At 61.3% G+C, this 23,805-nt stretch carries 31 protein-coding genes and 1 pseudogene; 13 read left to right on the forward strand and 19 right to left on the reverse strand.

Annotation, left to right across the window (positions count from 1 at the left end; translation table 11 throughout):
• Positions 1 to 215: 215 nt before the first annotated feature.
• On the reverse strand, positions 216 to 1,667 hold the full coding sequence (locus ML401_RS26810) for a DUF1254 domain-containing protein (protein WP_285807515.1): 1,452 nt from the start codon (positions 1,665 to 1,667) through the stop codon (positions 216 to 218).
• 655 nt (positions 1,668 to 2,322) lie between these two features.
• Here ML401_RS26810 and ML401_RS26815 point away from each other — a divergent pair.
• Positions 2,323 to 3,471: an exonuclease domain-containing protein gene (locus tag ML401_RS26815; protein ID WP_285807516.1), complete on the forward strand. Its 1,149-nt coding sequence runs from the start codon at positions 2,323 to 2,325 to the stop codon at positions 3,469 to 3,471.
• Between the two features lie 52 nt (positions 3,472 to 3,523).
• On the opposite strand, the gene ML401_RS26820 is transcribed toward ML401_RS26815, so the two are convergent.
• Together ML401_RS26820 and ML401_RS26825 are read right to left on the reverse strand one after the other, a co-directional pair.
• Positions 3,524 to 4,684 carry a Gfo/Idh/MocA family protein gene (locus ML401_RS26820; protein ID WP_285812751.1) on the reverse strand — a complete coding sequence of 387 codons (1,161 nt, stop codon included), beginning with the start codon at positions 4,682 to 4,684 and terminating at the stop codon, positions 3,524 to 3,526.
• Between the two features lie 478 nt (positions 4,685 to 5,162).
• Positions 5,163 to 6,785 (reverse strand): recombinase family protein, encoded by a 1,623-nt coding sequence (locus ML401_RS26825; RefSeq protein ID WP_285807517.1) that lies wholly within the window; start codon positions 6,783 to 6,785, stop codon positions 5,163 to 5,165.
• A gap of 236 nt (positions 6,786 to 7,021) precedes the next feature.
• Between ML401_RS26825 and ML401_RS26830 the strand changes: the two genes are divergently transcribed.
• Positions 7,022 to 7,291 carry a hypothetical protein gene (locus ML401_RS26830; protein ID WP_285807518.1) on the forward strand — a complete coding sequence of 90 codons (270 nt, stop codon included), beginning with the start codon at positions 7,022 to 7,024 and terminating at the stop codon, positions 7,289 to 7,291.
• On the opposite strand, the gene ML401_RS26835 is transcribed toward ML401_RS26830, so the two are convergent.
• The 3 genes from ML401_RS26835 to ML401_RS26845 form a co-directional block, all read right to left on the reverse strand.
• Complete coding sequence (locus ML401_RS26835) at positions 7,288 to 7,452, reverse strand: hypothetical protein (RefSeq protein WP_207888927.1); 165 nt, start codon at positions 7,450 to 7,452, stop codon at positions 7,288 to 7,290. The two genes, ML401_RS26830 and ML401_RS26835, sit on opposite strands and share 4 nt — an antisense overlap.
• Positions 7,453 to 7,547: 95 nt before the next feature.
• Complete coding sequence (locus ML401_RS26840; protein WP_376717311.1) at positions 7,548 to 8,156, reverse strand: DUF72 domain-containing protein; 609 nt, start codon at positions 8,154 to 8,156, stop codon at positions 7,548 to 7,550.
• 163 nt (positions 8,157 to 8,319) lie between these two features.
• On the reverse strand, positions 8,320 to 9,246 hold the full coding sequence (locus tag ML401_RS26845) for a Ku protein (RefSeq protein ID WP_285807519.1): 927 nt from the start codon (positions 9,244 to 9,246) through the stop codon (positions 8,320 to 8,322).
• A 164-nt stretch (positions 9,247 to 9,410) separates the two neighbouring features.
• Here ML401_RS26845 and ML401_RS26850 point away from each other — a divergent pair, with 164 nt between their 5' ends.
• The 4 genes from ML401_RS26850 to ML401_RS26865 all read left to right on the forward strand — a co-directional run bounded on the left by ML401_RS26850 (position 9,411) and on the right by ML401_RS26865 (position 10,687).
• Entirely contained in the window at positions 9,411 to 9,641 is a 231-nt protein-coding gene (locus tag ML401_RS26850; RefSeq protein ID WP_259217129.1) for a hypothetical protein, read from the forward strand.
• Positions 9,634 to 9,882, forward strand: coding sequence for a hypothetical protein (locus ML401_RS26855; protein WP_285807520.1), 249 nt, complete (start codon positions 9,634 to 9,636; stop codon positions 9,880 to 9,882). Before ML401_RS26850 ends, ML401_RS26855 begins: the two co-directional genes overlap by 8 nt.
• Positions 9,879 to 10,118, forward strand: coding sequence for a hypothetical protein (locus ML401_RS26860; protein WP_285807521.1), 240 nt, complete (start codon positions 9,879 to 9,881; stop codon positions 10,116 to 10,118). Before ML401_RS26855 ends, ML401_RS26860 begins: the two co-directional genes overlap by 4 nt.
• A 329-nt stretch (positions 10,119 to 10,447) precedes the next feature.
• On the forward strand, positions 10,448 to 10,687 hold the full coding sequence (locus ML401_RS26865; protein ID WP_285807522.1) for a hypothetical protein: 240 nt from the start codon (positions 10,448 to 10,450) through the stop codon (positions 10,685 to 10,687).
• Positions 10,688 to 10,708: 21 nt separating this feature from the next.
• Here ML401_RS26865 and ML401_RS26870 read toward each other — a convergent pair whose 3' ends face one another.
• Together ML401_RS26870 and ML401_RS26875 are read right to left on the reverse strand one after the other, a co-directional pair.
• Positions 10,709 to 10,876, reverse strand: a complete 168-nt coding sequence (locus tag ML401_RS26870; protein ID WP_285807523.1) for a hypothetical protein — start codon at positions 10,874 to 10,876, stop codon at positions 10,709 to 10,711.
• 85 nt (positions 10,877 to 10,961) lie between these two features.
• Positions 10,962 to 11,171 carry a hypothetical protein gene (locus ML401_RS26875; RefSeq protein ID WP_285807524.1) on the reverse strand — a complete coding sequence of 70 codons (210 nt, stop codon included), beginning with the start codon at positions 11,169 to 11,171 and terminating at the stop codon, positions 10,962 to 10,964.
• A 392-nt stretch (positions 11,172 to 11,563) separates the two neighbouring features.
• Between ML401_RS26875 and ML401_RS26880 the strand changes: the two are divergent.
• A pseudogene (locus ML401_RS26880) lies at positions 11,564 to 11,791 on the forward strand (hypothetical protein); the annotation flags it as partial.
• 496 nt (positions 11,792 to 12,287) lie between these two features.
• Here ML401_RS26880 and ML401_RS26885 read toward each other — a convergent pair.
• Positions 12,288 to 12,512, reverse strand: coding sequence for a hypothetical protein (locus ML401_RS26885; RefSeq protein ID WP_285807525.1), 225 nt, complete (start codon positions 12,510 to 12,512; stop codon positions 12,288 to 12,290).
• Between the two features lie 479 nt (positions 12,513 to 12,991).
• Between ML401_RS26885 and ML401_RS26890 the strand changes: the two genes are divergently transcribed.
• Entirely contained in the window at positions 12,992 to 13,903 is a 912-nt protein-coding gene (locus tag ML401_RS26890; RefSeq protein ID WP_285807526.1) for a 3'-5' exonuclease, read from the forward strand.
• 6 nt (positions 13,904 to 13,909) lie between these two features.
• On the opposite strand, the gene ML401_RS26895 is transcribed toward ML401_RS26890, so the two are convergent.
• The 4 genes from ML401_RS26895 to ligD all read right to left on the reverse strand — a co-directional run bounded on the left by ML401_RS26895 (position 13,910) and on the right by ligD (position 15,660).
• Positions 13,910 to 14,098 (reverse strand): DUF3606 domain-containing protein, encoded by a 189-nt coding sequence (locus ML401_RS26895; protein WP_259217138.1) that lies wholly within the window; start codon positions 14,096 to 14,098, stop codon positions 13,910 to 13,912.
• A gap of 69 nt (positions 14,099 to 14,167) precedes the next feature.
• On the reverse strand, positions 14,168 to 14,365 hold the full coding sequence (locus ML401_RS26900) for a hypothetical protein (protein WP_285807527.1): 198 nt from the start codon (positions 14,363 to 14,365) through the stop codon (positions 14,168 to 14,170).
• A 54-nt stretch (positions 14,366 to 14,419) separates the two neighbouring features.
• Entirely contained in the window at positions 14,420 to 14,731 is a 312-nt protein-coding gene (locus ML401_RS26905) for a hypothetical protein (protein ID WP_259217140.1), read from the reverse strand.
• Positions 14,732 to 14,769: 38 nt separating this feature from the next.
• The gene (gene ligD / locus ML401_RS26910; RefSeq protein WP_285807528.1) at positions 14,770 to 15,660 is read right to left on the reverse strand and encodes a non-homologous end-joining DNA ligase; all 891 of its coding nucleotides are present in this window, start codon (positions 15,658 to 15,660) and stop codon (positions 14,770 to 14,772) included.
• A gap of 256 nt (positions 15,661 to 15,916) precedes the next feature.
• Between ligD and ML401_RS26915 the strand changes: the two genes are divergently transcribed.
• The 5 genes from ML401_RS26915 (at position 15,917) to ML401_RS26935 (ending at position 19,911) form a co-directional block, all read left to right on the forward strand.
• Positions 15,917 to 16,195, forward strand: a complete 279-nt coding sequence (locus ML401_RS26915; RefSeq protein WP_285807530.1) for a hypothetical protein — start codon at positions 15,917 to 15,919, stop codon at positions 16,193 to 16,195.
• Positions 16,196 to 17,878 (forward strand): DNA polymerase/3'-5' exonuclease PolX, encoded by a 1,683-nt coding sequence (locus tag ML401_RS26920; RefSeq protein WP_285807531.1) that lies wholly within the window; start codon positions 16,196 to 16,198, stop codon positions 17,876 to 17,878.
• Positions 17,879 to 17,957: 79 nt separating this feature from the next.
• Positions 17,958 to 18,197 (forward strand): DUF2171 domain-containing protein, encoded by a 240-nt coding sequence (locus ML401_RS26925; protein ID WP_259217144.1) that lies wholly within the window; start codon positions 17,958 to 17,960, stop codon positions 18,195 to 18,197.
• Positions 18,198 to 18,419: 222 nt separating this feature from the next.
• Entirely contained in the window at positions 18,420 to 18,608 is a 189-nt protein-coding gene (locus tag ML401_RS26930) for a hypothetical protein (RefSeq protein WP_259217145.1), read from the forward strand.
• Between the two features lie 400 nt (positions 18,609 to 19,008).
• Entirely contained in the window at positions 19,009 to 19,911 is a 903-nt protein-coding gene (locus ML401_RS26935) for a DUF72 domain-containing protein (protein ID WP_285807532.1), read from the forward strand.
• Here ML401_RS26935 and ML401_RS26940 read toward each other — a convergent pair.
• From ML401_RS26940 to ML401_RS26965, 6 genes are all read right to left on the reverse strand, one after another.
• The gene (locus ML401_RS26940) at positions 19,904 to 20,167 is read right to left on the reverse strand and encodes a GlsB/YeaQ/YmgE family stress response membrane protein (protein WP_285807533.1); all 264 of its coding nucleotides are present in this window, start codon (positions 20,165 to 20,167) and stop codon (positions 19,904 to 19,906) included. The two genes, ML401_RS26935 and ML401_RS26940, sit on opposite strands and share 8 nt — an antisense overlap.
• Before the next feature lie 38 nt (positions 20,168 to 20,205).
• The gene (locus tag ML401_RS26945; RefSeq protein ID WP_285807534.1) at positions 20,206 to 20,658 is read right to left on the reverse strand and encodes a YidB family protein; all 453 of its coding nucleotides are present in this window, start codon (positions 20,656 to 20,658) and stop codon (positions 20,206 to 20,208) included.
• Between the two features lie 66 nt (positions 20,659 to 20,724).
• Entirely contained in the window at positions 20,725 to 21,456 is a 732-nt protein-coding gene (locus tag ML401_RS26950) for a hypothetical protein (RefSeq protein ID WP_285807535.1), read from the reverse strand.
• On the reverse strand, positions 21,453 to 21,869 hold the full coding sequence (locus ML401_RS26955; protein WP_285807536.1) for a phage holin family protein: 417 nt from the start codon (positions 21,867 to 21,869) through the stop codon (positions 21,453 to 21,455). The genes ML401_RS26950 and ML401_RS26955 overlap by 4 nt, the downstream gene beginning before the upstream one ends.
• Positions 21,866 to 22,522, reverse strand: a complete 657-nt coding sequence (locus tag ML401_RS26960; protein ID WP_285807537.1) for a hypothetical protein — start codon at positions 22,520 to 22,522, stop codon at positions 21,866 to 21,868. The genes ML401_RS26955 and ML401_RS26960 overlap by 4 nt, the downstream gene beginning before the upstream one ends.
• 10 nt (positions 22,523 to 22,532) lie before the next feature.
• Complete coding sequence (locus tag ML401_RS26965; protein WP_259217153.1) at positions 22,533 to 23,495, reverse strand: DUF3618 domain-containing protein; 963 nt, start codon at positions 23,493 to 23,495, stop codon at positions 22,533 to 22,535.
• Between the last annotated feature and the right edge of the window lie 310 nt (positions 23,496 to 23,805).

The following is a 23,805-nucleotide window of genomic DNA, read 5'->3' on the forward strand; positions in this document are numbered from 1 at the left end:
GCGCTGCTGTTACTCGTTGCGCCCAAGCCGAGAGGCTGGAACAAAGAGTGAGAGCCATTACCAACATTGATCCAGCGGCTTTGTACATGGGACTTAATCCTTGGCGCGATCAGATCCACTTGGGGCGAGAGCGGACACTCGTCAGTTGGCTCTGCATGCAAACGCCGGACTGCGAAGGCCGGACAAGGCCATCGCAGTCCGAGCGACGACCAACTTTAGCGCCGAACGACAGTGGCTAACTTCTTCACCGCCGGCGGCTTCCACGTGCCGTTGATAATGGAAGGACTATTCTCGTTCGGCCAGTACAAGCGCATCATAAGCTGAAATTTGCCGGATGGAGCCGGTAGCCAGTTCGATTCCTTGTCCGCGCCAGGCGATTCCTTTTGGATATATAGTTCGACGGAGCCGTCCGGGTTCGATTTCAAGTTCTGTCTGGCGCTGATCGAATAGCGGTTGATCGGGTTAGCGACAAAGAAGTAACTGCTGTCATACATCGTGACTGACCAGAAGCCGCGAGCAGGCGGCATCTGGCCCTTCGCAAAATGTAGAACGTACTTGTTGGCGCCGTCGTACGCTTTGCCCTCACTATCCTTTTGCGAACTCGGATAGACAGCATCCTGCGGCCGATTCGCGCCGAGTCCGATCGCTGTGACAAACGCCCGCATGAAATAGTCCGTTCCGTACAAGCCGGTCTTGGTCGTGTAACCCCAGCCGTTGATGTCCTTGACCTCTTTGTTGACCTTGAACTGAAGCATGATCCGGTCGAACGCCACTTGCGGGACTCGTTTTGCGAAGTCCGCATTGCGCAATTTGTCCGAATCGAAATCCTTTCCGGCGACGAGGCCAATCCGCGCGAATTTGGCGAGTTCGGGAGCATCCGCAGCGGCAGGCGGGTTCGTTTTCATCAGCTGCGCCAGGAGTGTGAAGTACGCGATCGCATCCAGGCCGTTGACCTGCTCGCGCACGGCCGTCTTCATGTCAATGGAGGGGTCGACCTTGCCTGCCGGCGGGGTGTAAGATTTGCCGTAGCTACTCAACGGCACCAGCTTGCACTGATCCTGCGCGGCGTGGACCGCGGCGTAATCTTCCGGCGTTCCCGTGCAGTAGATTCGTCCGAGTAGCCACACAAGACTCGTCGGTGACTTGTATTCCTTGACGCCCGGGGGGAGCGCACCGGTCCAACTCGGCCCGGTGATTGCGTAGGTCTGTGCACCGGTCCCCGTGGTCCGCTTCCCCGGCGTCTGAAACACGTCGGTCCAGCCGTCCAGCATGGGAAACAGGAAATAGCGGTCCTTCATATCGGGAATGCTGAGCACCCACGGCTCTTGTCCGACGTCGATAAATGCCGTCGTATACAGAGTATCAGCATTCGGTGCCGTTACATCGCGGAACGAGTCATCCGGGTACTGGCGCGACTTGATGAATTGTCCCATCGGCGCGCGGTTGCCAACCGGGCTCGCCACATTCGTGATGACCCTTCGCGTGTATTCCATGGTGACCAGGGGATAGCCGTAGATATAGGCGTCCTGAGCCACAGCAAAATCATCAATTCCTTCACCGAAATCCCGCAGGATGTCGCCGAATTCAGCGCGAGCTATTGAGCTTAAAGAGGAGCCTGCAACGAGGCTCAATGCACCGATAGTTGCTTGGCGACGGGACATCCGCATGTTTTGGCTCCCTCTGTGCAATACTTGAGATTGCAAGCTATTTGCCATTGATCGGGTAATGCTTGATCTGGATCAATCCATCGCTGCGGGCTGATCTTGCACGCCTGATCACAGCCGGATCGCGGTCTGCGAGCGCCGGCGAAAAAGGGACGAAAAACACGCTGGGCCCTGGCGGCCGTGGATTTTAGAGCGTGCAACAGGCCGAAGAAAAGCCTCGCATCAACTCCCCTATCGTCGACGAAGATGGTCGGCTGACATTTCTGCTGCACCTCGTCGAGGACGTGACGGATCAGGCCGCGTCCTGAGCACCGATCAACGAGGCGCTCTCTCTTGGTCGCCGAGCCTCCTGCCCGTCGTGCTGTTGACGAAATGGAGCGACGTGCAAGCCGGGCAAGGAATCGAGACGTAGGTATCTTCGGGCTTCAAGGACTCGATCGCCTCCTCGTCCAGGGAAAGCTGGACGTTCATTCCCGTGCGCCGACACTTGAACAGGATCTGGCGCTGCATGGCTCGAGGATGCAGCTCGTCGTGGCTCCGCCGAAATTGCGGATGACTACCTAGGGCCCTCTCCGGACGTTGAGATGGGTCAAAGCGCACCGCAGCGTCGGCCCTAAGATTCGAGCCGCATCGGGCGCTCCGGCGCCGATGACCAACCTTGAACCATGCAACAACCCGAGCGGACTCGGATTTCAGGTGTATCGTCGCGCCCGAAGCGGGCGTCGCCGGCGTGCTGCGGCGCGAACGCACGAAGGTCTACTTCACTGAGAATGTGCTGTGGCACACCCTGTTCGGCCTGCTCTTCTGGGACGAGCTCTTCGAGAGCACCCGGATGCCCAGCGGGTTCGATTGGCTACCTCACTGCCTGAAGGACCGCAGCTTCCGTCGGCTGTTCGCCGCGACGATCGACGAGAAAATAGCGGCCATCGCGTCCCGATCCGCGCTCCCGCTGATCCTCCGCACCGTCGCAGCGAGATGGGGCCGCCCGAACGGGATCTTCAGCTGGGATCACGTGCAAGTGGAGGCGCTGCGCGCGCTGCTCGAGGGATCCGATCCGGCCGGTATCGCCATTATCGTCCGCAGCATGTGCGACGATTTCCCCGGGATGCGAGACGGCTTTCCCGACCTCATGTTGGTTCAGGACGGCAAGGCGTCCTTCATGGAGGTCAAGGCCGAAGGGGACGTGATCCGCCGCAACCAGCTGACTCGCCTCCGCCAACTCGGCGACGCCGGCATTGTGGCCGAGATCGGTCGGGTCGACTACCGCTTCGACCCCGAGCAGGATTACGTGGTGGTCGACATCGAGACCACCGGCTCATGGTCGAACGGCGACCGCATCACCGAGATCGGCGCGGTGAAGGTCCGCAACCACAGGGTCGTGGACGAGTGGCACTCTCTCCTCAACCCGCAGCGTTCCATTCCCGCCAAGATCGTCCAGCTGACCGGCATCACAAACGAGATGGTTCGTGACGCGCCTTTGTTCGCCGAAGTCGCGGATTCCTTCATGCAGTTCATGGCCGACGGCATCTTCGTCGCCCATAACGTCACCTTCGACTACGGTTTCCTCTCCTACGAATTCGAGCGGATCGGGCGTCGCTTCAGATTTCCGAAGCTCTGCACATGTGCCGGGATGCGGCGGCGCTATCCGGGACACAAGTCCTACGGACTTGGGAAGCTCTGCGAGATTTACGGCATATCGCTCGACAACCATCATCGCGCCCTATGCGACGCGCGGGCCTCGGCGCAGCTGTTGAACCTCATCAATCAAAAGCGGAGCGAGGAGCAACACCGCGCTGAAGCTGCCTAGGCACTTCCGCCGCGAATAGTTTGGGCGAGCCCTCTTGCTGAGACGAGGGTATTTAGTCGACCCGGACCGACGTACGTTGATCGGCCGACCTGTAGATCGCTTCCATCAGCCTCATGTCGCGCAAACCTTCTTCGCCCGGCGTCTTGGGTTGCTTGTCGTCGAGCACACACTCCGCCATGTGGTCCAATTCCAGGGCGAAGTGGTCTTTCGCGGACACCTCGATCAATGTCTCAGTCTCTCGGCTATCAATGGCACGGCGCAATGTCAGGCGCTGCCCTTTGTAGGGATAGGCGTTGTCTAGGAGGAGATTGCCGCCATCGAGGTGGACCGCTAAACGCGAGGCCCTGTGGATGCCGTAGCTGGTCGAGAGGTTAGCCAGCGCTCCGGAAGGGAAGCGCATGGTCCAAGCCACGCTCTCTTCCACTTCCCGAAAGCGTGGATCACCCTTTGTCGAGTGGATGCGAGCCTCGACCTCGATCGGCTCTTCGCCGGTTACGGCGCGTGCGGCGTTCAAACAATAGATGCCGACGTCGGACAGGGATCCGCCGCCAGCCAATGCCTTGCGGAGCCGCCACTGCTCCGGATCCCCTTGATTCTGGCCGTTGATCGATTCGATCAGCTTGATTGGTCCGAGGTCTCCGCTCTGCGCACGACGAATGACCTCCAAGTGATGGGGCTGGTAGCGGCAGCGATAGGCGATCATGAGCTTGACGCCTGCCGAGGAGCACGCCTCGATCATCGATCGAGCATCCTCCGAACTCGTCGCCATCGGCTTTTCGCACAGCACGTGCTTCCGGATCGCTGACGATCGCAGGACGTATTCCTTGTGCATCGAGTTCGGCAGAACGATGTAGACGGCCTTGACGTCTTCCATCTCGCGCAAGCGCTCGAGGTCCTCATAGCCGAGCAGAGCTTCTCGGGGAATGCCGTACTGGCGTCCGAGCACAGCCAGCTTGTCTGGCGATCCCGAGACCAGAGCGGCCAATCGGCTCTTCTTCGCTTGCCCGAAGGCGGGCAGTATCTGCTCGACGGAGAGACGGCCTAGAGCGACGACGGCGAAGCCGATGCGGTCGCTCGCCGGGAGTGGTCCCTTCGTATTCTCCTCGCTCGCTTCACTGGATCTGACAATGGACGGGAAGCTTATCTCGTCTGCCTTCGTCGTCCCGGTATCTACCGGGGCTGCCTGAGCCCATCCGGCTCGCGATGCGTTCACGGCCAACAGCGTTCCTGCCGAGAGTCGAAGTGCACCGCGGCGGGTGAGGGAGGAATGCGAAGAGCCTATGCAGAGCTTTGTCATCGCACTCAAACCTGCCAAATCAGCGCCGGTTCCTCCACTCTTGGCGACGACGGTCGATTAAACATTCGAGAGCTAGTGATCCAAGGAGGCTGCGCCATCGTAACGCGCTCCGCAAGACGCTGGCGCCCATGCATTTGGACCAGTCCGCGTCTATTTCTGAATAAAAGAAATAATCGCTTGCCCCGTCGGGCAAAACAGTGGTTCATACGGCGCTGGTCCTAGCGAGACGAAGGAGCCAGCCCGATGGCAAATGACGTCGACACCTCCTCGGAACTGTCCAAGATTGCGAAACTGAACGGTGACTTCCGAAGGAACTACGGCACTCTCATCGGCGCGATTTTGTATCTCCGCACAGTGAGCGCCGCCCGCCGAAGCCCTTGGCTTTGGGCTGGCCTCATTTCGATCGCTTTTTCGGCGGTGCTGAGCTGGTTGGGGCGGCACGGGTGGTTTTTGCCAGCGTTGCTTTGATGGCCGCGAAGAGTGCCCCCCTTTCCCGGTAAAGCGCCCCGCGATGGCGTCGAAGGGAGCCTGATGCGAGCCAGACGTAGCGTCCCGGCCTCAACGAGGCAGGCAGTAGCACGTAATCCTCGATCTCGCGATTTGTCGCATCCAACCGCATCACGGCAAGCAGGCCCGATGAAATCTGCCTTCGATAGGCCTTCCATTGCGCAGCGTGATCCTCTCCCCGTCGCGCCAGCCGTCTCGCGACGAGAAACGAAACTACCCGCCTGCCTTCGACATCGACGCCGATCCCGTCCGGAGCGAGCTCCGACCGAAGACCAAGGTCGTTTCGCAACACCTCCGCGAGCTTGGTTGCGAGCTTCGCCTGTTCTGCAGCCCAAAACTCCCGGGTGTCGATCCAGTCGCAGTCGCGCGGCGACTCGTATCCGATCAGCGCATACGCCTTCCGCAGCGATCCGAAATGCTTCACGTACGCCGAGACGTGATTGAGACCGAGCGTCGTATTGATGATGCGCGAGTTGAGTTTTCCGCGCCGGCGTAACGTAAGTCGCAGGCGCAACAACATCTCATTTTCGGGGATCTCCACGCGCCGTTCGGCCAGCAGCTTCTGTGCGCGTGCGAAGATGCCGGGGTCCACGATAGGCTCAATCTGCGCAGCGCCGCGGACCCAGGCATGATCCGGATTCTTGACCAGCTTCTGTCCCAAGCGTCGCGAGGTGCGATTGTAGATGGTCTTGCCGATGTAGTTCTCGTTCGCGAGGATGGTCGGGATCATGCCGTCGGTCCACGGCCGACCGTTGTGATTGGCGATGCCGGCGTCGTTCAGTTGACGCCGGATGTCGCTGTACGATTTCCGGCCGTTGACGAACTGATCGAAGATGATCCGGATCACGGCCGCCTCCTCGGCGGAGCCGGGCTGCAGTCGAACGCGGTCCGATTGCAAAGCCTTGAACTGGCCCTTTTCGAGGAAGCCCTTCGGATGCTCGCTTTCGTCCACCATCAAGCGTCGAAGGCCGTAACCCACAGGAGCGCCGACCCGGTAACCGAGGCTCGCGACCCGGCAGTGTCCCGCATGCACCTTGACCGAGAGTTCCCTGCTCCACTCTGCGGCCATGCCGCGCTTCAGGCTCTTCGCGATCCCTGAAACGAATGTGCCGTCGTTCGTGAAGAGCTCCGCGCAGTATTCGACCTGAACGCCGCTCCGCTTGCACAAAAACTCGTAGTAGGCGCTCTCGTCGACGTCCTGGAAGCGGCCCCAACGACTGACGTCGTAAACGAGGATATGGTCGAAATCAGCCTGCCCCGACTGTACGTCCTCGATCAGTTCGATGAGACCGGGCCGTCCCCTGATCCGGAGGCCGCTGCGGCCCTCGTCCGAATAGGTGCGGACGATTGTAAGAGCGTTCGCCTCGGCATAGGTGGCGATTGCTGCCATCTGGTTCTTGATGGAGTAGCGTTGGAGCTCCCTCGACATCCGGACGTATTGCGCGGCGCGACGCGCTCGGGTCCGCCTCGCCAGGCCTGTCCCCTTCGGAACGACGAGCCAGTTACCCATTACCCCTCCTGCTACTTCAGAGGTAAAGCCTAGCAAATACACCTTGCGCGTTCGGGCTGGCAACGCCGATCAAACTTGAGACGGCCCGGTCCATCCGGCGAGCGCTTCTGGTTTATGCACAGCGACGCGGAACAGGGGGACAAGCCTCAGCCCTACCGTTTGCGAATCCCTGACCCGTGCTAACCGCCCGGAACGAGGAGGCGGGGGCAGGATTCGTCTTGGCAGGAGCGATGTCGATGCTGATGACGAAGGAAAGACGACCGACGATCCGGACGCTGCGCGGCTGGGCGATCCACGTGCTGCAGGAGGCGGGCGCTATCAGAGAATGCGAGGAGCACGGCTGGGCTAGGGATCGGGTCGACCCTCATGCGCGCGAGCACGCGTTGAACATCGCCAGGCAGGAGCCGCCGGAGGGCTTGTCTCCGGATCAGGCCGTCGAGGAAGTCCGCGAGGTTTTGGGTTCTATCGGCGATGCGTGCCCGGAGTGCCCCCCAGGCAAAGATTAGTTCGGCTGCGCTGTCGCACCGCTCGGATGGCAGCGGATGCGGGCGAGTTCGAGCCAAGCCTGCGCGAGTTGGAGCCAGCGCTGCCGCTCGGAGCCATCGGACAAGAGGGCCTCCTTCACGGCTTCTTCCGCACGGTCCTTGGGCTCGAAGTCGTTATCCATGATCCGGAACGTCGTAGCCTACTAAGGTAAACGGCCGGTGGCCCTAAAAGTCCGTATTAACCCGGTGGGCCCGCCCGCCGTCCATGGCAGGCCCTTCAAGGAAGCAAGTCGAGTGCGTTCTGGAGCGCGGCGCCGGCGGCGGTGTTGTCGAAGATGCACCAGGCCTCGCCTGACGACGGTGCAGCACCGAGCCGTGACTTCAGCGCGCCAAGGTATGCCCCGTCGTAGGCGGAGTAGTAGATGCGCGGCGCTCCATGCAGCCGAAAATAATGCAGTCCCGGCCACCCGCCCGGCAGGTCGGCATCGGGCACACGCGCCGGGTCCGCCGCCACGCGGCTGATCCGACGCTCCCTGAGCCAAGCACCGACCTCGGGCGTGAACCAGCTGACGTGACGTGGTTCGCAAGCGAGAGCGGCTGAGGTTCCTTCCCGCAGTGCGCCGAACAAGAATTCCGCATCTGACTCAACGAACATCTTGCGAGGCGCAAACTGAACGAGCAGAACCCCGAGCTTCGCACCTAGGCCGGCGCTTTCTTCGATGAACCGATCGAGTTCAGCCCGCGCAAGCTGGTTCGAATGAGTGACGGACTTGGGGACTTTGACCGAAAATCGGAAGTCATCCGGCGTCGCGCTCGCCCACTTCTCGTACGTCGAGCGCCGGTGCGGCCTGTGAAAGGATGAGTTGATCTCGGTGGCGTTCAACACCGCAGCGTAACGCTCAAGGTGGCTACCTGCGCCGCCAACCCTTTCCTTGCAGCTTTGAGGAACATTCCACCCCGCTGTTCCGATCCGAAGCACAGCCTTGACATGGGCATCCTCTCCCCGTGTCAGTCCGCAATTGTCATCGGGAGTCACCGGATTCCGGACCTCAAGCCGACTTCCGCCGCGCTCCTGCTGCAGGCTTCTTCGCCGCATCTTTCGCAGGCTTCTTGCCGGCTATCGGCATCAGCATCTCCTTCTGACCCGCGGCCGTTTTTTTCGTCTTCTTGGCAGGTTTCTTTGCAGCCTCGGTCTCGGCCGCTGCGCCCCCGACACTCTTGCGCAGTGCGTCCATGAGATCGACGACGTTCTCGCCCTTCGGCCTATCTTTCGGTACGATCGGCTTGCCTGCGCGTTTCTGGTTGATGAGATCGATCAGCGCGGTCTCATAATGGTCCTCGAACTTGTCCGGTTCGAACCGGACCGCCTTCTGGTTCACGATATGCCTGGCGAGATCCAGCATGTCCTTGGTGACCTTCACGTCCTGGATGTCGTCGAAATATTCCTGCTCGCCGCGCACCTCGTAGGGATAGCGCAGCAGCGTGCCGACGAGGCCCTTGTCCATCGGCTCCAGCGCGATGATGTGCTCGCGATTTGTCAGCACGACGCGCCCGATAGCGACCTTGTCCATCTCGCGGATGGTCTCCCGGATCACGGCGAAGGCGTCGTGCCCGACCTTGCCGTCGGGCCGGATGTAGTAGGGGCGGATCAGGTAGCGCGGATCGATATCGGACTTGTCGACGAACTCGTCGATCTCAATGGTGCGCGTGGATTCCAGCGCGATCTCCTCGAGCTCCTCCTTCGTGACCTCGATGAACTGATTCTTTTCGAGCTGGTAGCCCTTGACGATGTCCTCGTTGAGCACCTCGTCGCCGGTGTCGGCGTCGACCTTCAGGTACTTGATGCGATGGCCGGTCTGTCGGTTCAGCTGGTTGAATGAGATTTTCTCGCTCTCGGACGTCGCCGGATAGAGCGCCACCGGGCAGGTGACCAGGGACAGACGCAGGAAGCCTTTCCAGTTGGCGCGCGGGGCCATGTACGCAGAACTCCGGTTCGATAGACCTTGATTCAAGACGAATGGGCAGGACCGGTTCCGACATGCCGGACCGCCATCCCCGAGATTCATCTCCTGGGCCCCGCCCCGTGATGAGCATCAGACAACCCGCTTGACTCCTGCGAACGAAACGGGAACATAATCGCATGAACACGATCTCCGAGCAGACTGGTCCCGCCAAGGACGATCTCGAGACCGCTGCCGACCAGGCCATCTCGGCCTGCGGGGGCGACGCCCGGAAGGCCGTGAAGGCCCTGATCGTCGCCAACGACTTCCTCGAGACCCAGCTCGATGGGCTCTGGAGGAAGGTCTCGACCGGTTACACCCGGGGACGGCCGCCAGGGGCGCGCGAGCGCAAGGATGAAGCAGATGTCTGAGGTGACCTACTACGTCGCTCTGCCGTTCGTTTTCTCCGACGACGGGGTGGCTGCCGGCGAGCCGGCAGAATGCCTGAGCGCCAACGCCGCGGTGATGCGGGCCGAAGTCCTTGCCCGAAAGCCGGGACACGCCGGCGCCATCGCCTTCTCACGGACGGGCGACCCGTCCAGCGGCGACTTCAGCGACGCCAGGCTGATCCGCAAGTTCGGCGACGTTCCTGACGATTTGAGCGCGCTGTGAAACTGGACTGGATTCGCAGCGAGATCACCCGCATGCGGGGACAGATACGCGCGCAGGAGCGCGAGATCCGGATGCTGCAGCGGGCCGGAGTAGCGACCGCGTCGGCCGAGCTCCTGCTCACGCGCATGCGGGCGAAGGTCGATGACCTCGGTCGCGAGCGGGACGCCTTCCGGACCGAAGCGCCGCAGCCACGGGAAGTTGAGCTGGCTCAATGCGAACCTCCTCCACAGGTGTAGAGTTGAAATCGTACCGAGCGGCATGAGCGCTCGCTCCGGTGCTGTTACGGTTGCGGAGACCCGGACTCCGAGGCACTCCGGGCTCCGCCTTCTATTTGCGACCGCAGATGCGACGTCGGCTCCGAGAGCGACGGGCGGGCAGGTTTGACGGAACGAAGTCCGGGACTGCGGGTTGGACGGCGAAGCATTGAACAGTTTCGAGAACGCGATCGGCCTCGGCAGCAATACGGCTGCCGAGGCCGATCTTCTTTTGCAGGGGCCGTCCAGTGCCGCGGAACCCGCGAAATTCGATCGGCGTTGTCCCCGAAGATGAACTCGGGAGACTTTGCATGTCAGTGAGACTTCAGATCGCGGCGATGGTCTTCATGATGGTCCAGGCCGTGCTCTTTGGAGCGGGAATGGTCGCGATTCTGCTGACCTCCGCGCAATCAGATGCAATGACCGCAATCCCGGCGATGATCGCAGTCAGCTTCCTTGCGTCGGCCGCCATCGCTTGGCTGATCGCGCCGCGGCTTCGCCAGCGCTACTGGCGCGCAAAAGGCAGCGACGGGGACCTGATCTCCCGATGAAAGTTCTCGGACCCGACAACATCATTCCTCGCCAGGAGGAGCGGCATCTTCGGGCTCGAGCAGGCTGAGCGCTGTGTCGATCTGCGCCAGCAGCCGCTCGATTTCGTCGCGCTCATTCGATCCTGGATTGCTTTCCAACTGCTCCAGGAGCACTCGCTTACGCCCAAGCAACTTAGCCACGGTTGACATCGCACCTCTCCTGCGTGGAACACTGCAAACCACTTGGGGTGCGGCGGACAAGTTTGCCAGTCTTGGCTTCGCGGTGGGATACTGATCAGGCGGAGCGCTTGCCGCGCTCGGACTGGCCGACCTTTCCTTCGCCGAGCAGCTTGCCGGTCGTGATGTTCACGAAGTGCAGCGCCATGCAGGCCGGACACCGCGCCGACACGAAGGCGTTTCCCGGCGCCGCCGGCTCACCATCGTCCAGCCGATGCTGGACGTTCATGCCGGTGCGGGGACATCTGAAAATGATCTCGCGCTGCATGTCGAGATCATGCGCCCGGCCAGCACCCAGCGAAATTGCGGTTGATTACTTAAGTGCGCTCCTAGGGGGCCTGAAGTGGACTTGGGTGGGACGAGCGATCGGCCGGAGGCCTGAGGGAGCCTTCGATCCAGCCGCGGATCCTGGCGGAACGCAGCGGATCGCTTTCGCAGGCGGCGCAGACGTAGCGCGGCCGATTCCCGATCGCGTCGTCCGGAACAGCCGCCATCGGCTTGCCGCACGTCGGGCACAGCTTCCGGCTCGAGTAGAGCACAGCCATCGGATTTCCCCTGCCGCCTGCAGCTTAGGTCTGCAAATGCCCCCGACGCAACAGTGACGCGGAAAGTTTGCCGCGATTTACTCGGCTCTTGACCTGTGCGCCGCTCGGTATTGAAATCCCGGCTTTCAGTGATGTTGCGGGGGGGGGCGTCGTCGAAGAGTTCTACAATGGCTTCGCGCAGCGGGCGCGCGATCTGGCAGAGAAGGCGGACCCGATCACCAGACGGAGGCTGCTCGATCTCGCCAAAAGGTACGATCTGAAAGGTAAGGGATCGAGCTACGGGCGGACGCCGGCGACGCGTGCGACGCCGCCGACCATGCTGTTCTCCGGGTCCAGCGAGGCTGGGGACCTCAGTCTTCTCCGTCGGTCGGCCCCGGCCGAGCATCGGCTCGACGCTCGTACTCTTCCGCGAGCGCCGTGAGCCGCTCGACCGTCTCCGGATCACTGATGGAGGCTGCCAACCGTCGGCACCTCTGAGCCTCAGCGAGCAATCGGGTCTTCTCGTCTTCCATGCTGCTTCCAACCCGCTTGCTCCGCGCAGGTTGCGGCGTCGGCAATGGCGACGCCTCAGCCGTCCTTCAGCGCGTCCTTGACCTCCCTCGCGGGCCAGCTCTCGCCGTCCGGCCTCGCGCGCACTTTCACGCCGCCACCGACCAGTTCGTGGGTGGCGACGACATTTCCGGTTTCGACGACGGTCAGCTCGGTCTCGGGCTTCCAGTCGAGCGTCAGATCGAGATCGCCCGGAAAGATCTGCCAGCGCGAGCCGTCCTCGAGTTCGACGATGTGGCTCTCGGAATGGAGCGGATCCTCATCAGACGCTTCCCTGACGCCTCGTCGGATTACTTCCGGCCCGACGGCGCCTGCGCGTTCGAGTCGTTCGGATTCTTCTGCTTGTTGGCCTCATGGTGCCCGATGACGCATCCTGCGGCAGCGCCGAGCTTGCCATGTCCGGCCATATGGCCGGCTACGCCTCCGACGATGGCACCCTTGATGCAGCCCTTCGCATCCGCGGGCGAGACCGAGGCAAGCGCGAACAGGCACGCGGCGGCAAGAATGGGCCTCATGTTCGTCGCCACTTTCGGGTTGACCTGGTGGATCAAATCGCCCGAGCGGAACACGTTCGGGAGAACGACGGCTCACGCAGCGTTTAGCCCGCGCGTGCCGAGATCCGAACGTGCGGTGCGGCGCAAGCGTCGGACTTCCTCGCCGCTGCACCTCGAGCAACGGAACGTAACCTCGGGCTGTGCGACCATGCTGCTCTGCGCACTGACAGCCATCGGCCAGGCACCGCACTTCGGACACTTCACCAGCAGATCGTTCGTTTCCAGCATCGCGTCGGCTCCTCAACATGCGTCCCCATCGTCGGCCAACCGCGCGCCCGCGACGTCGTTCCTCAAGTGCGGCGCAGAACTTAGCCAGCACCAGCGGCGGGGATTCAATGCTGCGGGCCGCAGCTGCTCCCCGCAGCGGGGCTCGAACGGTTGGATGTGAAGCGAAAAGCCCGTGAATCGCCTGTTTTTCAGGTACCTCCTGGCGAGCGATCGTGGCAAACCAGATCGATGCTTCAAGACTCGACGAACTTGGCCGCGATGGCAGAGGCCTTGAGCGCTCGACCGACTACCGAGTGCTGCGGAGGCTCGTCCCCCGCCAGCCCTGCCCGTCGCCGGCCGGCAGCGAGACCCGGACCGCCGTCCTGCTGGACACCGAGACGACGGGCCTCGATCACACCAAGGACGAGATCATCGAGCTCGGGATGGTCAAGTTCGACTATAAGCCGGACGGACGGATCGTCGGGGTGCAAGACATATTCTCCGCTTTCAACGAGCCGAGCGGACCGATTTCGGTCGAGGTGACGGCACTCACGGGAATTACCGACGAGATAATGGCCGGTCACAGGTTCGATGACATGACCATCGCGGCCTTCGTCGAGGACGCGGTCATCGTCATCGCGCATAACAGCGGCTTCGACAGAAAATTCGTCGAACGCTACTGGCCCGTGTTCGAGCACAAGGCCTGGGGCTGCAGCATGAGCGAGATCGACTGGCGCAGACACGGCTTCGCGGGCTCGCAGCTAGGCTATCTCCTGAACGGGGCCGGCTACTTCCACCAAGCGCACCGGGCGGTTGACGATTGCCACGCCTTGCTGGAGATTCTCGCGTTCGAATTGCCGACAATTGGTTCGCCGGCACTGGCGCTTCTACTGGAAACCGCCCGTAAGCCGACGATGCGGGTCTGGGCCGAACAGACCGCTTTCGAGCTCAAGGACTCGCTGAAACGCAGGGGCTATCGTTGGAACGACGGCAGCGATGGCAGGCCGAAGTCCTGGTTCATCGACGTCGACGAAACCGCGCTTGAGGACGAGATCGCGTTCCTGCGGACGCAGATTTACATGCAGGACATCGAGCCTACTATGCAGAGACTGACGGCCTTCACGCGGTTCTCCGGCCGGATTTGAGGCGGCCTAGCGACCGAGACGCTTCTCGACCCGCTTGCGAGAATTCCCGACCTTCTTGACGGCTTTCTTCACGGCGGAAGCGGAGCGGCCGGTCTTCTTCGCTTCGTACCGGACTTCGTAGTCCTGTCCCTTAGCCACCCGGGTGCGGTCCTGTTTGCGTCCACGCGCGGTCTTCGTCTTCTTTGCTAACGCCATCGGCTCCTCCTCTTGCGAGTGATGCCGATGCAACGCGACAAGGATTCGCCCGGTTCCGCGTGAGTCCGCTCAGCGGCAGCAAGAATGGAGGATGGGAGACCATCCGTCGAGCAACAGGCCATCCCAGGTAATGACGCCCTCATCCCATTTCGACGCGTGTTGGCGGTACATCGAAGCCCACTGGGGACTCCATTCGATGATCTGGTCATTGAGACCATCGTGAACGCGGCACGGCATATCGGGATCGAAGGTATCCATCGAGTTCATGCCGGATGTCCCAAATTGACGTCCAATCACCGACCGAACTCTTCGCTCTGGATGTCATCCTGGGATCGTCTCATTCTTGTCTTTCAGATCGCGGATCCTGGTTTCGGCTTCTTCCTTCGAAGTCACGATCTCCGATTCGTCCGGCACACGCGCGATTGCACTGAGCCTCTTGAGCTCGTCGAGTTGTTCTGTGGTGGGCTTTTCCATCTTCGAATCGTTGAGCGCCTGCACGACGGCTTCGTCGTCGAGCACATCCAGCAGCTTGTCTATGGTTTGCTCGCAATTTCTGGGGCCGGGCTCGACATGCCGAGCCAAGATGCCTTGTGCGTGCTCCAAAGCCTTCGCTACTCGCCTTTCCGGATCCATGATGACCGGTACTCCACATACTCCGCAGGAAAACGCGGCTATGATCGGCCCGTTCCTTTGCTCAGCCTTTTGAACGAGCTGGCCCGCAGCAGGCCTTCGGAGGTGATGTCACGGTACTCGATGTCGGCATAGAACTTAGGTTCGACCCACGTGGCCTTCGGCTTCCTGATGGTCTTGGTCAGCTTCTGCTTCGGGCTCACCACGGTGTCGAGCGCCTTGCGGATCTGCGCCGAGGTGGTTCGGCTCCATCCGGTCCCGACCTTTCCCATGTAGACCAGATCCTTGCCTTCCTCTTTGCCCAGATAGAGCGCGGCCACGCCGGACGGGTCCTTGATGAAGCCGACCACGGGAAACTTGCCCTTCTGAACGACCTTGATCTTCTGCCAAGCCTCCACCCGATCCGATCGGTATGGTGCATCCACCCGTTTGGAGACGATGCCTTCGAAATTCAGCTTGCTGGCTGCGGCGAACAGTGCCTGGCCGTCCCCTTCGTGGTGCTCGCTATAGAGGACGGGCTCCTTGAGGTCGTGCTCCTCGATCAGATCCTTGAGAAGCCTCTTCCGCTCGATTTGCGGCTCTATCCGTAGATCTCTGCCGTCCAGCCAGAGCAGATCAAAAGCGAAGTAGACCAGTCGATCCTGATCGCCTCTGCCGAGGTCTGCCTGCAGCTCGGAGAAGTTCGTGCGCCCCTCATGGATGACGACCACCTCACCGTCGACGATGGCCTGTCCTTCGACATCGAAGGCGCCCGCAATCCTTGAGAACTTGTTGACCCAATTGTACCCGTTGCGGGTGTAGGCCCGGCGGTCGTCACCATCGATCCGGAGCTGGATGCGGTAACCATCGTATTTGACTTCGTGAATCCATGGAGACCCCGAAGGAGCCTTCATCTTCAGGGTCGCCAACTGGGGTCTGATGAACCCCGGCATGGTAGGGACCTCCGGCACTTCGGCCCGAGGCGCCTTTGTACGCTTTGCCACGCTACTCAACTCACAAGAAACCCGCCGCCCGGTTGGGACCGACGGCGGGCAGTACCTACCTTCATCAACGAGTCTCGCAACTTCGAAGGCGGCGAGGAGTTCCACGGACCGCACTCTTCGCAAACTAAGGCGAGACCGGGACGGAAGATCGGGGTCTTCACAGAGCCCATCGAACTACCGGCGAGAGCCGGCGTTTACTGACATCATGTCAGACGCATTCGACTACTTCCGCGCCTACGCCATCCGCGCTCTCTGCAAAGCGAGATCCATGCGGCAGGGCAAGATGAAGCATCTGCAACTGGTGGCCGGCCGCATCTACAATCTCCTCAAGAAGGAGGCTGCCTACGGCCCCAATGTCCAGCACCTCGAGGACTTTCGCGCAGCCCAGAAGCTCGAGGCCTCTCTCGATCGCGGGCCAAGTGACCGCTCCGGCGGTCACCTCGCTCCGGCAGGGCCGCAAAGGTCCGACCGGGAGGCTGGCTGAATGCCTTCGCTCGACGCGCGCGGTGTGGCAAGTCTCCTGCAAGAGTACGCGCAGCGCACCGCCTTGCGAGGCGGCAATCCCTACCGGGCGAAAGCCTATTCTCGGGCCGCGGATAGCCTGGCAGCTCTGACCGATCCGCTCGATGTGCTCATCGCTGAGGACCGGCTTATGGAGATTCCAGGCGTCGGTGAGGCGATCGCCGACATCATCACCAAGTTGCGCGAGACCGGCACGCATCCCAGCCTCGAGAAGCTGCGCAAGGAAATCCCTGAGGGCGTGCTCGAGATGCTCGCTGTGCCTGGCCTTCGTCCGGAGAAGGTGCTGCGCCTGTACAAGGATTTAGGCATCGGCTCGCTCTCGGACTTGGAGGCCGCCGCTAAGGATGACCGCATCAAGAAAGCCAAGGGGCTCGGTGCCGCGCTGCAGACCAAGATCTTGCAAAATCTGGCGATCGCCAAAAGCGGGGAAGGGCGCCTCCACCTGCACCGTGCCGCCGCCCTGCTGGCACATGCCAAGGATACGATACGTAAGTCGCGGCCCGAGCTGAAGCGGGTCACGATCGCCGGTGACTTCCGCCGTGGCTGCGAGCTCGTCGGCGATCTCTCGATCGTTGCCGAGACCCGCAAGGCCGGCAAGGCGGCGAAGCCGTCGCCGGCGGACGGACTGCAGATCCACCTGTCCGACCGCAAGCACTTCGGCGCCGCGCTCCTGTTCGCGACCGGCTCCGCTGCCCACATCGAGCAGCTCCGGACCCTGGCCGCCGAAAAGGAGATGCGGTTGGAAGCCGATGGGTTGCACAAGGGTCGCACCCTAATCGCCGGCGAGGAGGCCGAGATCTACCGCGCCCTTGGTCTGCCCTTCATCGACCCTGAGCTCCGGGAGGGGCGCGGGGAGATCGAGGCGGCTCTGAAAGGCAAGCTCCCGAAGCTCGTCACCGACGAGGACCTCTGCGGCATCCTTCACTGCCACACCGACGCTTCCGACGGCACCGAGACCCTGGAGGCCATGGCCAAGGCGACGCGCCAACGCGGCTACGAGTATTTTGGGGTGGCCGACCATTCCAAGTCCGCCCACTACGCCGGCGGTCTCACCGTCGAGGAGATCACGCAGCAGCAGCGGGAAGCCGACCGCCTGAACAAGCGGTTCGGCAAGGATTTCCGGATCCTCAAAGGCATCGAGTCGGACATCCTGGCCGACGGCTCGCTCGACTATCCGGATGACGTGCTGGAGCGTTTCGATTTCGTTGTCGCCAGCATCCACGGCCGCTTCAAACTGGACCGCAAAGCGCAAACGCAGCGACTGCTTCGGGCCATCTCCGATCCTCATACCACCATCATCGGCCACATGACCGGGCGGCAGCTTCAGCGGAGGCCCGGCTATGAGATCGACGTGGAGAAGGTGCTGCGGGCCTGCGCCAAGCACGACGTCGTCGTCGAGATCAACGCCCATCCATGGCGCCTCGACCTCGATTGGCGATGGCATCAGGCGGCCCTCGAGTTCGGCTGCATGCTCAGCATCAATCCGGACGCGCATTCGATCCCCGAACTCGATCACATGCACTGGGGCGTCCTGATGGCCCGAAAGGGCGGCCTCCCTGCCGATCGGGTCCTGAACGCGATGAAGCTTCCCGAGATCACGCGCTACTTCCGTCAGAAGCGGCGCTCGCTCGCCCGGGCGGCATGATCGGTCAGGTGCCCAGCGTCGGGAGCAACGAAAGTTTCACTAACCGACCGAACATGCGATTGCTGAATGGGAGATAGCCATGACAGACATTTTGAAAATCAAGGAACACATGGACGTGATTTCGTCCGATAGAAAGATGGTCGGAAAAGTCGATCATCTGGACGGTGCGGACAAGATCAAGCTGACGAAGCAGAGTTCGCCGGACGGTCAGCATCATCACCTCATTCCGCTCTCCTGGGTCGACCACGTCGATCAGCACGTGCATCTCAATAAGACTGGCGCCGACATCACCTCCCACTGGCAGCACGCTCAACGCTGATGAAAACCCACCGGCTAACTCCTGCATCACTGATGGCAAAGGGCGTCAAACCAGGTACTGCCGGACTTGAGGAACGGGCCCGCCAACATGGACCGCGACTTGACCGAGAGCCTCATAGAACTGGGAACAATATCGAGGGTGTTCTGATTGAACGTTGGTAGGTCCAAGGCCGCACAGACAAAAAGTATCGTGGAAAGCGCCCTTTATCCGGAGGAGCTACAAATGGATAACGAACTAAAATCATCAAAAGCGGGGAAATCGGCCTCTGAAGGCTTGCTCAAAGCGGCGTCCAAGGACGAAGCGAAAACCGAGAGCAAGATGGGGCACGATCTAGCCAAGGGCGCTGATCGGTTCGAAGAACGCTCCAAAAGCTCGGATGGCAAAACTGCAGAAGCGAAGCAAAGGAAGTAATTAAAGAGCATGCTTGTCGCGGCCCTCCAAGCCGCATCACGGCGGACAAGACGCAGGAAATTTTCCTTCGCTTGGGGTGCCATTGCGGCGCATAGTGCTCGCACGTCTCGCGACGATGACGATGAGCCGGGCGATCGCCTCTGAACCAAAGCGTATGCTTTCCGAGGTCAATGGCTTCGCAGCGCGAGGCAGGTGGCGTGCCTGACCACACTGGTGCACGGCACATCCAGGCTCTCATCCTTCTCGCGATCAATTTGCTCGGAATTTAGCGCTGGCTGCCCGGCGCCAAAGAAACGGCAGGCAAAGCAAAATCGCAAACCTTCATTCAATGGGCCCTCAACGCTGCTGGCAAAAGGAACCTCTTACGCCTGCTCGCTCATTGTCATTGCTGGAAGAGACCATGCCGCCCGCACCAGCCACTGCATTGAAAGAACTCACGCCTGAGGAACGCCGTGAGCGGCGCGAGATCCGACGCCAGAAGCAGCGTGAGAACAACATCCTCCGCGCCGCGAAGATGCACAAGGCCAGGCTAAAATTGGAGGCTGAAGGTTGCACGGCGTCGTCCGGGAGCCTGAACGACGTTCTTTATGTAGGTTGCTCCGGCTGGCGCTACTGGAAGTGGCGGGACTCCTTTTATCAGGGCGTCCCGCAACCCGAATGGTTCAATCACTACGCCGGCGTGTTTCGTACTGTTGAGATCAACGCCTCATTTTACTCTTGGCCGACCGTCGCGAGCGTTCAGGCCTGGCGCCGCCAGGCTGGCGAGAGGAATTTCATCTACACGGTGAAGGTTTGCGAGATCGTAACGCATATCAAGAAGTTCAAGGGCACTAAAACACTGATACGCGACTTCGGAATCATTGCCGACATCCTCGGTGAGCGGATGGGGTGCTTTCTCTTTCAGCTCCCGCCGAGCTACCGATATACCAAGGCCCGGCTTGCCTCGATCGTGGACCAACTCGATCCGACACGGCGGAACGTGGTGGAATTCCGGCACAAGAGCTGGTGGAACGAGGATGTCTATAGCACCTTTCGCAACGCCGGGATCATCTTCTGCTCTTGCAGCGGCCCCCGCTTGCCTGACGAACTCATCAAGACAACCGACGAGATATACGTGCGCCTCCATGGTCCGTTGCGTTGGTACAGGCATAATTATTCTGTCGAGGAGCTAGGAAAGTGGGCGGAGCGGATCAGGGCAAGCCGCGCCAAACGAGCCTGGATCTATTTCAACAATGACTACGAGGCCTATGCCCCAGAGAACGCGAAAATGCTGCACGGCCTGCTGACAGGCGGGCTCAGATAGCGCGGCGGCTTCTGCCGGCCACAAGACCGTAGACGAACAATACTATGATTGCGCCGATCACAGCGCCCACTAGCCCCGCCCCTTCGCCGGGACGATACCATCCCAGCGCCTGACCGAGATACGTCGCTACGAAGGCTCCTCCGATTCCGAGGATCGTCGTCAGGATAAATCCCGACGGCTCATTTTCGCCAGGCATAATGAATTTTGCGATGATACCTGCGATGAAACCGATGATGATGGTCCAAATAATGCCCATGCCGTTTCCTCCAACGATTCGCTGCTGCTTCCTGCCGATCAGGCCGGGAGACGTCCATCCGGTGTATATTTGTCTACGGCTGTCGGAAGCTCTCGGGATAATCGAACTAGAATTTCCTGTCGCGACAGGCCCGTTTGTTGCTCCAATTTCTGCAGGACGTCCGGGCCGATAGCTTGCTCGAGTTCGGGCGGAGTGACCTCGCGGTTCGGCCCCTGATTGACCCACGACTGAGCCGCGTCTCCCTGCCCGTTCTGTTTGAACCGCTCCAGCAACTCGCCGATTCCACCATTGAGTAGCGAACCCACGCCGCCGCCACCTAGCAGGCCCCCGAGATTGCCGAGCACACCGCTGAGAGCATCCTTACCGCCGCCCCCCTGCTGTTGACCGGAGGTCGCGTTGCCAAACATTTCCGCCAACTTGTCTCGATTTTGATAACCCGCAATCGCGAGCATTCCCAAAAGGGCGGTCATCGATGGCATTCCGCGGCTCATGTTGGCCTCCGAGTTTTGAGGGGATTATAGTGCGCGAGGAGTAGCCCCCACAGGAGCGGCCCGTCCTCACAATTGCCTGGCCTTTTCCCTGGCGGCCTGGGCGGCATCCGTCCCCGCCTGCTTCAAGCGATCGACCGCCTCGGTGCCCAAGTCGCTCGCTTCGGCCATCAGCGTATCGGCAGCTTCGCGCAGAGCCCTGGAAGCAGCGGATCCGCGCCTACTCAGGTCATCCTTGACCTGGTCGCTTACGCCGCCGATGTACTCGTCTTCGATCTGGGAGGTGCGAAACGCGCCTGCGATGGCTGCACCGATGGCCAAGCCGACGGCACCGATGACCAGGGGCTGTCTCTGCATGATATCGCCGAGGGAAGACTGAGCCTTCGCCAAGGTGTCTTCTGTTGGCAAGGGATTGCCCATTTTGGCGAACTGTTCGCGGGCGTAAGCTACGCCTTCGTCGAACCGGTCACGGACGCTGTCCGTCGCAGCAGAGACGGAGCCGGCTGCGGCTCCGGCCGCAGCGTGCGCCATCCCGGCCGCGTCGCTCACTTCGTGATCAAACTCAGGGGCGGTCGGCGGCGCTGCGGTCCGCTGCAAACTCGAGGCCGCAGCCCGAAGATTGTTCGCACTGCTGTCGACGACGTCTGACGCGACGGTAGCGGCGGATCGTGCAGCACCCTTCAACTTCTCGTCGCCAACCAGCAACCAGAGTGCGCCGCCCCCGATGAGGGCTGCGGACAAGGGATTGTCTCGGGCCGCAGCAAGAAGACTGTCAAAAAAGCCGTTTTGCGGGCCACTCATCGCACCATTCCTTTCACAGTGTCTTTGTCCTTCCCGAGCTGGCGGATAGTCTCCTTCGGCGCCAGGTTGCTCATGTCCAGCCGGTTGATGCCTACCGCAATCAGAGCGCCAGATATGGCAGCTCCGACAATCGCGGAGACCAGGTAGGCCAATGTTGGCGACCAGCCGGCACTGATCAACGCTGAAGACAGCGCGAACAACGCCATTACGATGGCGGGAATGACAAGGACTGCGCCGCCGGCCAGAAGGCCCAATGCTCCACCGAGCTTTTGAGCCTTTTCTCCCAGTTCGGCCTTCGCCAGGTCGACCTCATTCTGCACGAGCTTCGCAACCTGAGCCATTGCGTCACCGACAAGGGCCGAGACATTATGAAGATCGTTCTTGCCGGTTTCGATATCGTGCTCGATGCTCATGATGCGCTGCCGTCAACCGATGTTGGTTTCTGTCCCGTCGTCGACCCCGCAGAGCCCTGCGAACCGAAGCCCTCGCTTGCATACGCCGTGCGGGTCCCGGAACCGCCAGCCGGCCCGCTCCCCAAACCCGACTGCGGTGAGGTTGAGGACCCGCCTGACGCCTTCAGGAAGCGCACAGCGGCGAACCCGGCCAAGACGGACAGGCCGAGAAATGCTGCCGGTTGTCGCTTCGCAAAATCGGTCGCACCATCGACGAGATCACGGAAGCTGCCGTCGCGAACCTTTGCGGCCGCTTCTTCCACATAGTCGGCGGCCGAGTTGATACCGCGTGCGGCAAACGGGACGTCAGTTTCGAATGCGCCTGCGGCCTGACGGAAGTTGCCCGCCAGGCGCTCGATGAAATCGGCGCCGGTCTGCTGTTGTTGCCGCGCCCGCTCCTGGATCTGGTCGACCGTGCCACTGGCGACATTCTTGGCCGCATCGGTGGCTTCGCTGAACTTGTCCCGTGCCATGTCCGCCGACGCCTTGAGGGCCTCTCCGGCGCGCTGCTTCATCTCGGCCCCAGCGTCACCAATCTGATCCTTCAGACCGGTGGAGGAATCGCTGCTGCCTTTGTTGAAGTTGGCCGGCTTGATCACATCTGAATCGCTCATCGTGTGTCTCTCAGGTGCTCGAATTGGGGGAGGGGTTGAATGCCGCGTCGACAACGTCTGCGGCTGCTTCCTTGAGGTTGTCGGCAAGATTCCGGGTCATACGGCTCGCGTGCTGCCCGAGATCGGCTTCATTGAACGTCCTGGTCGCGGCATCGGCGGCAGACGATGTCGCACCCTTGACCGCCTCGAAACCGGTTTGGGCTGCTTCGGCTGCGGCGCGCTTCACGCTGTCGCTTGCCGGACCTGCCGTCCGATCTTCGAACTTCGTTTCGGGGAGTGCGGCTGCAATGATTGCGCCGATGGCGAGGCCGAGTCCTCCGATCACCGCGGCGTTGTCACCAATGATCTGACGTGCCTGCTCTGGAGCGGTGGTTGCCGACTCCTGGATGGCGTCCATTCCGCCGGTGATGGTGTCGCCGATCTTTCCTGCCGCGGCCGTTGCGCGCGCCTTGATGTCGTCGGCCGCCGTCTTGGCGGCATCCATCGCATCGTTGATTGCACCGCTGGCTCGTCCTTGGGATGCGGAGAGTTGTGCCTGCGCCTCACTCGTCGCGTCTTGAACTCTCTCGGCAGTCTGGTCGATGACCCGACTGGCACCATCCATCATGGGCGAAATGGCACCGGCAGCCCGGTCGCGCACACTTTTCGAGGTGAGCGCCAGGCCTGCAGCTATCATGAGAAGCGGCAGGGGCACTCCGCGCGCCAATCGCAGCAGCGGTACAGCTACCGCGGTGCCGGCAGCGACCGCGCGCATCGGGTTTTCCATCGCCTGTTGTTTGAGTCCTTGGACCCAGCCTTGAGCTTTGTCGCTCACATAACCGGACACTTCCGATTTGACATGCTGAGGCGAGACTATGTGACGCAGATCCCGCGTGGTATCCGATAAGCCCTGCTTCAGACGGTCGACCGTGGCCGCCAATTCCGCCCGGTTGCGCTCGGACTCGCGTCGTAGCTCCTCCACCGATCGCGTCATCTCCATCCTCTTGTCTATTATTGATTTGCTTCTCTTGATTGTGCTTCGAGGACGAACGGCGCTTTTAATGGATGGTTCCTAATCTCTCTTTGGAGCTGAGGCTCTGCCGCATCTCTGCCCCGTCTGCGAGCTTACGCGAGCCAGTCTCAGCCCTCGGCGCAGGCTCGCCAACGTCGCGGCAACGGGGGCCGACGCGGCAGGCATGTTCATCTGCGGGTAACGTGAGACTTTCGAGCCAGGCCTTCCCCTACTCCGCGCCGAAGCCTTCACCTGCCAGATGGAACTGACGATGCATGCGGCTCGTTGCCAC

It is taken from the genome of Bradyrhizobium sp. 62B (genome assembly GCF_030272265.2).
Lineage (GTDB): Bacteria > Pseudomonadota > Alphaproteobacteria > Rhizobiales > Xanthobacteraceae > Bradyrhizobium.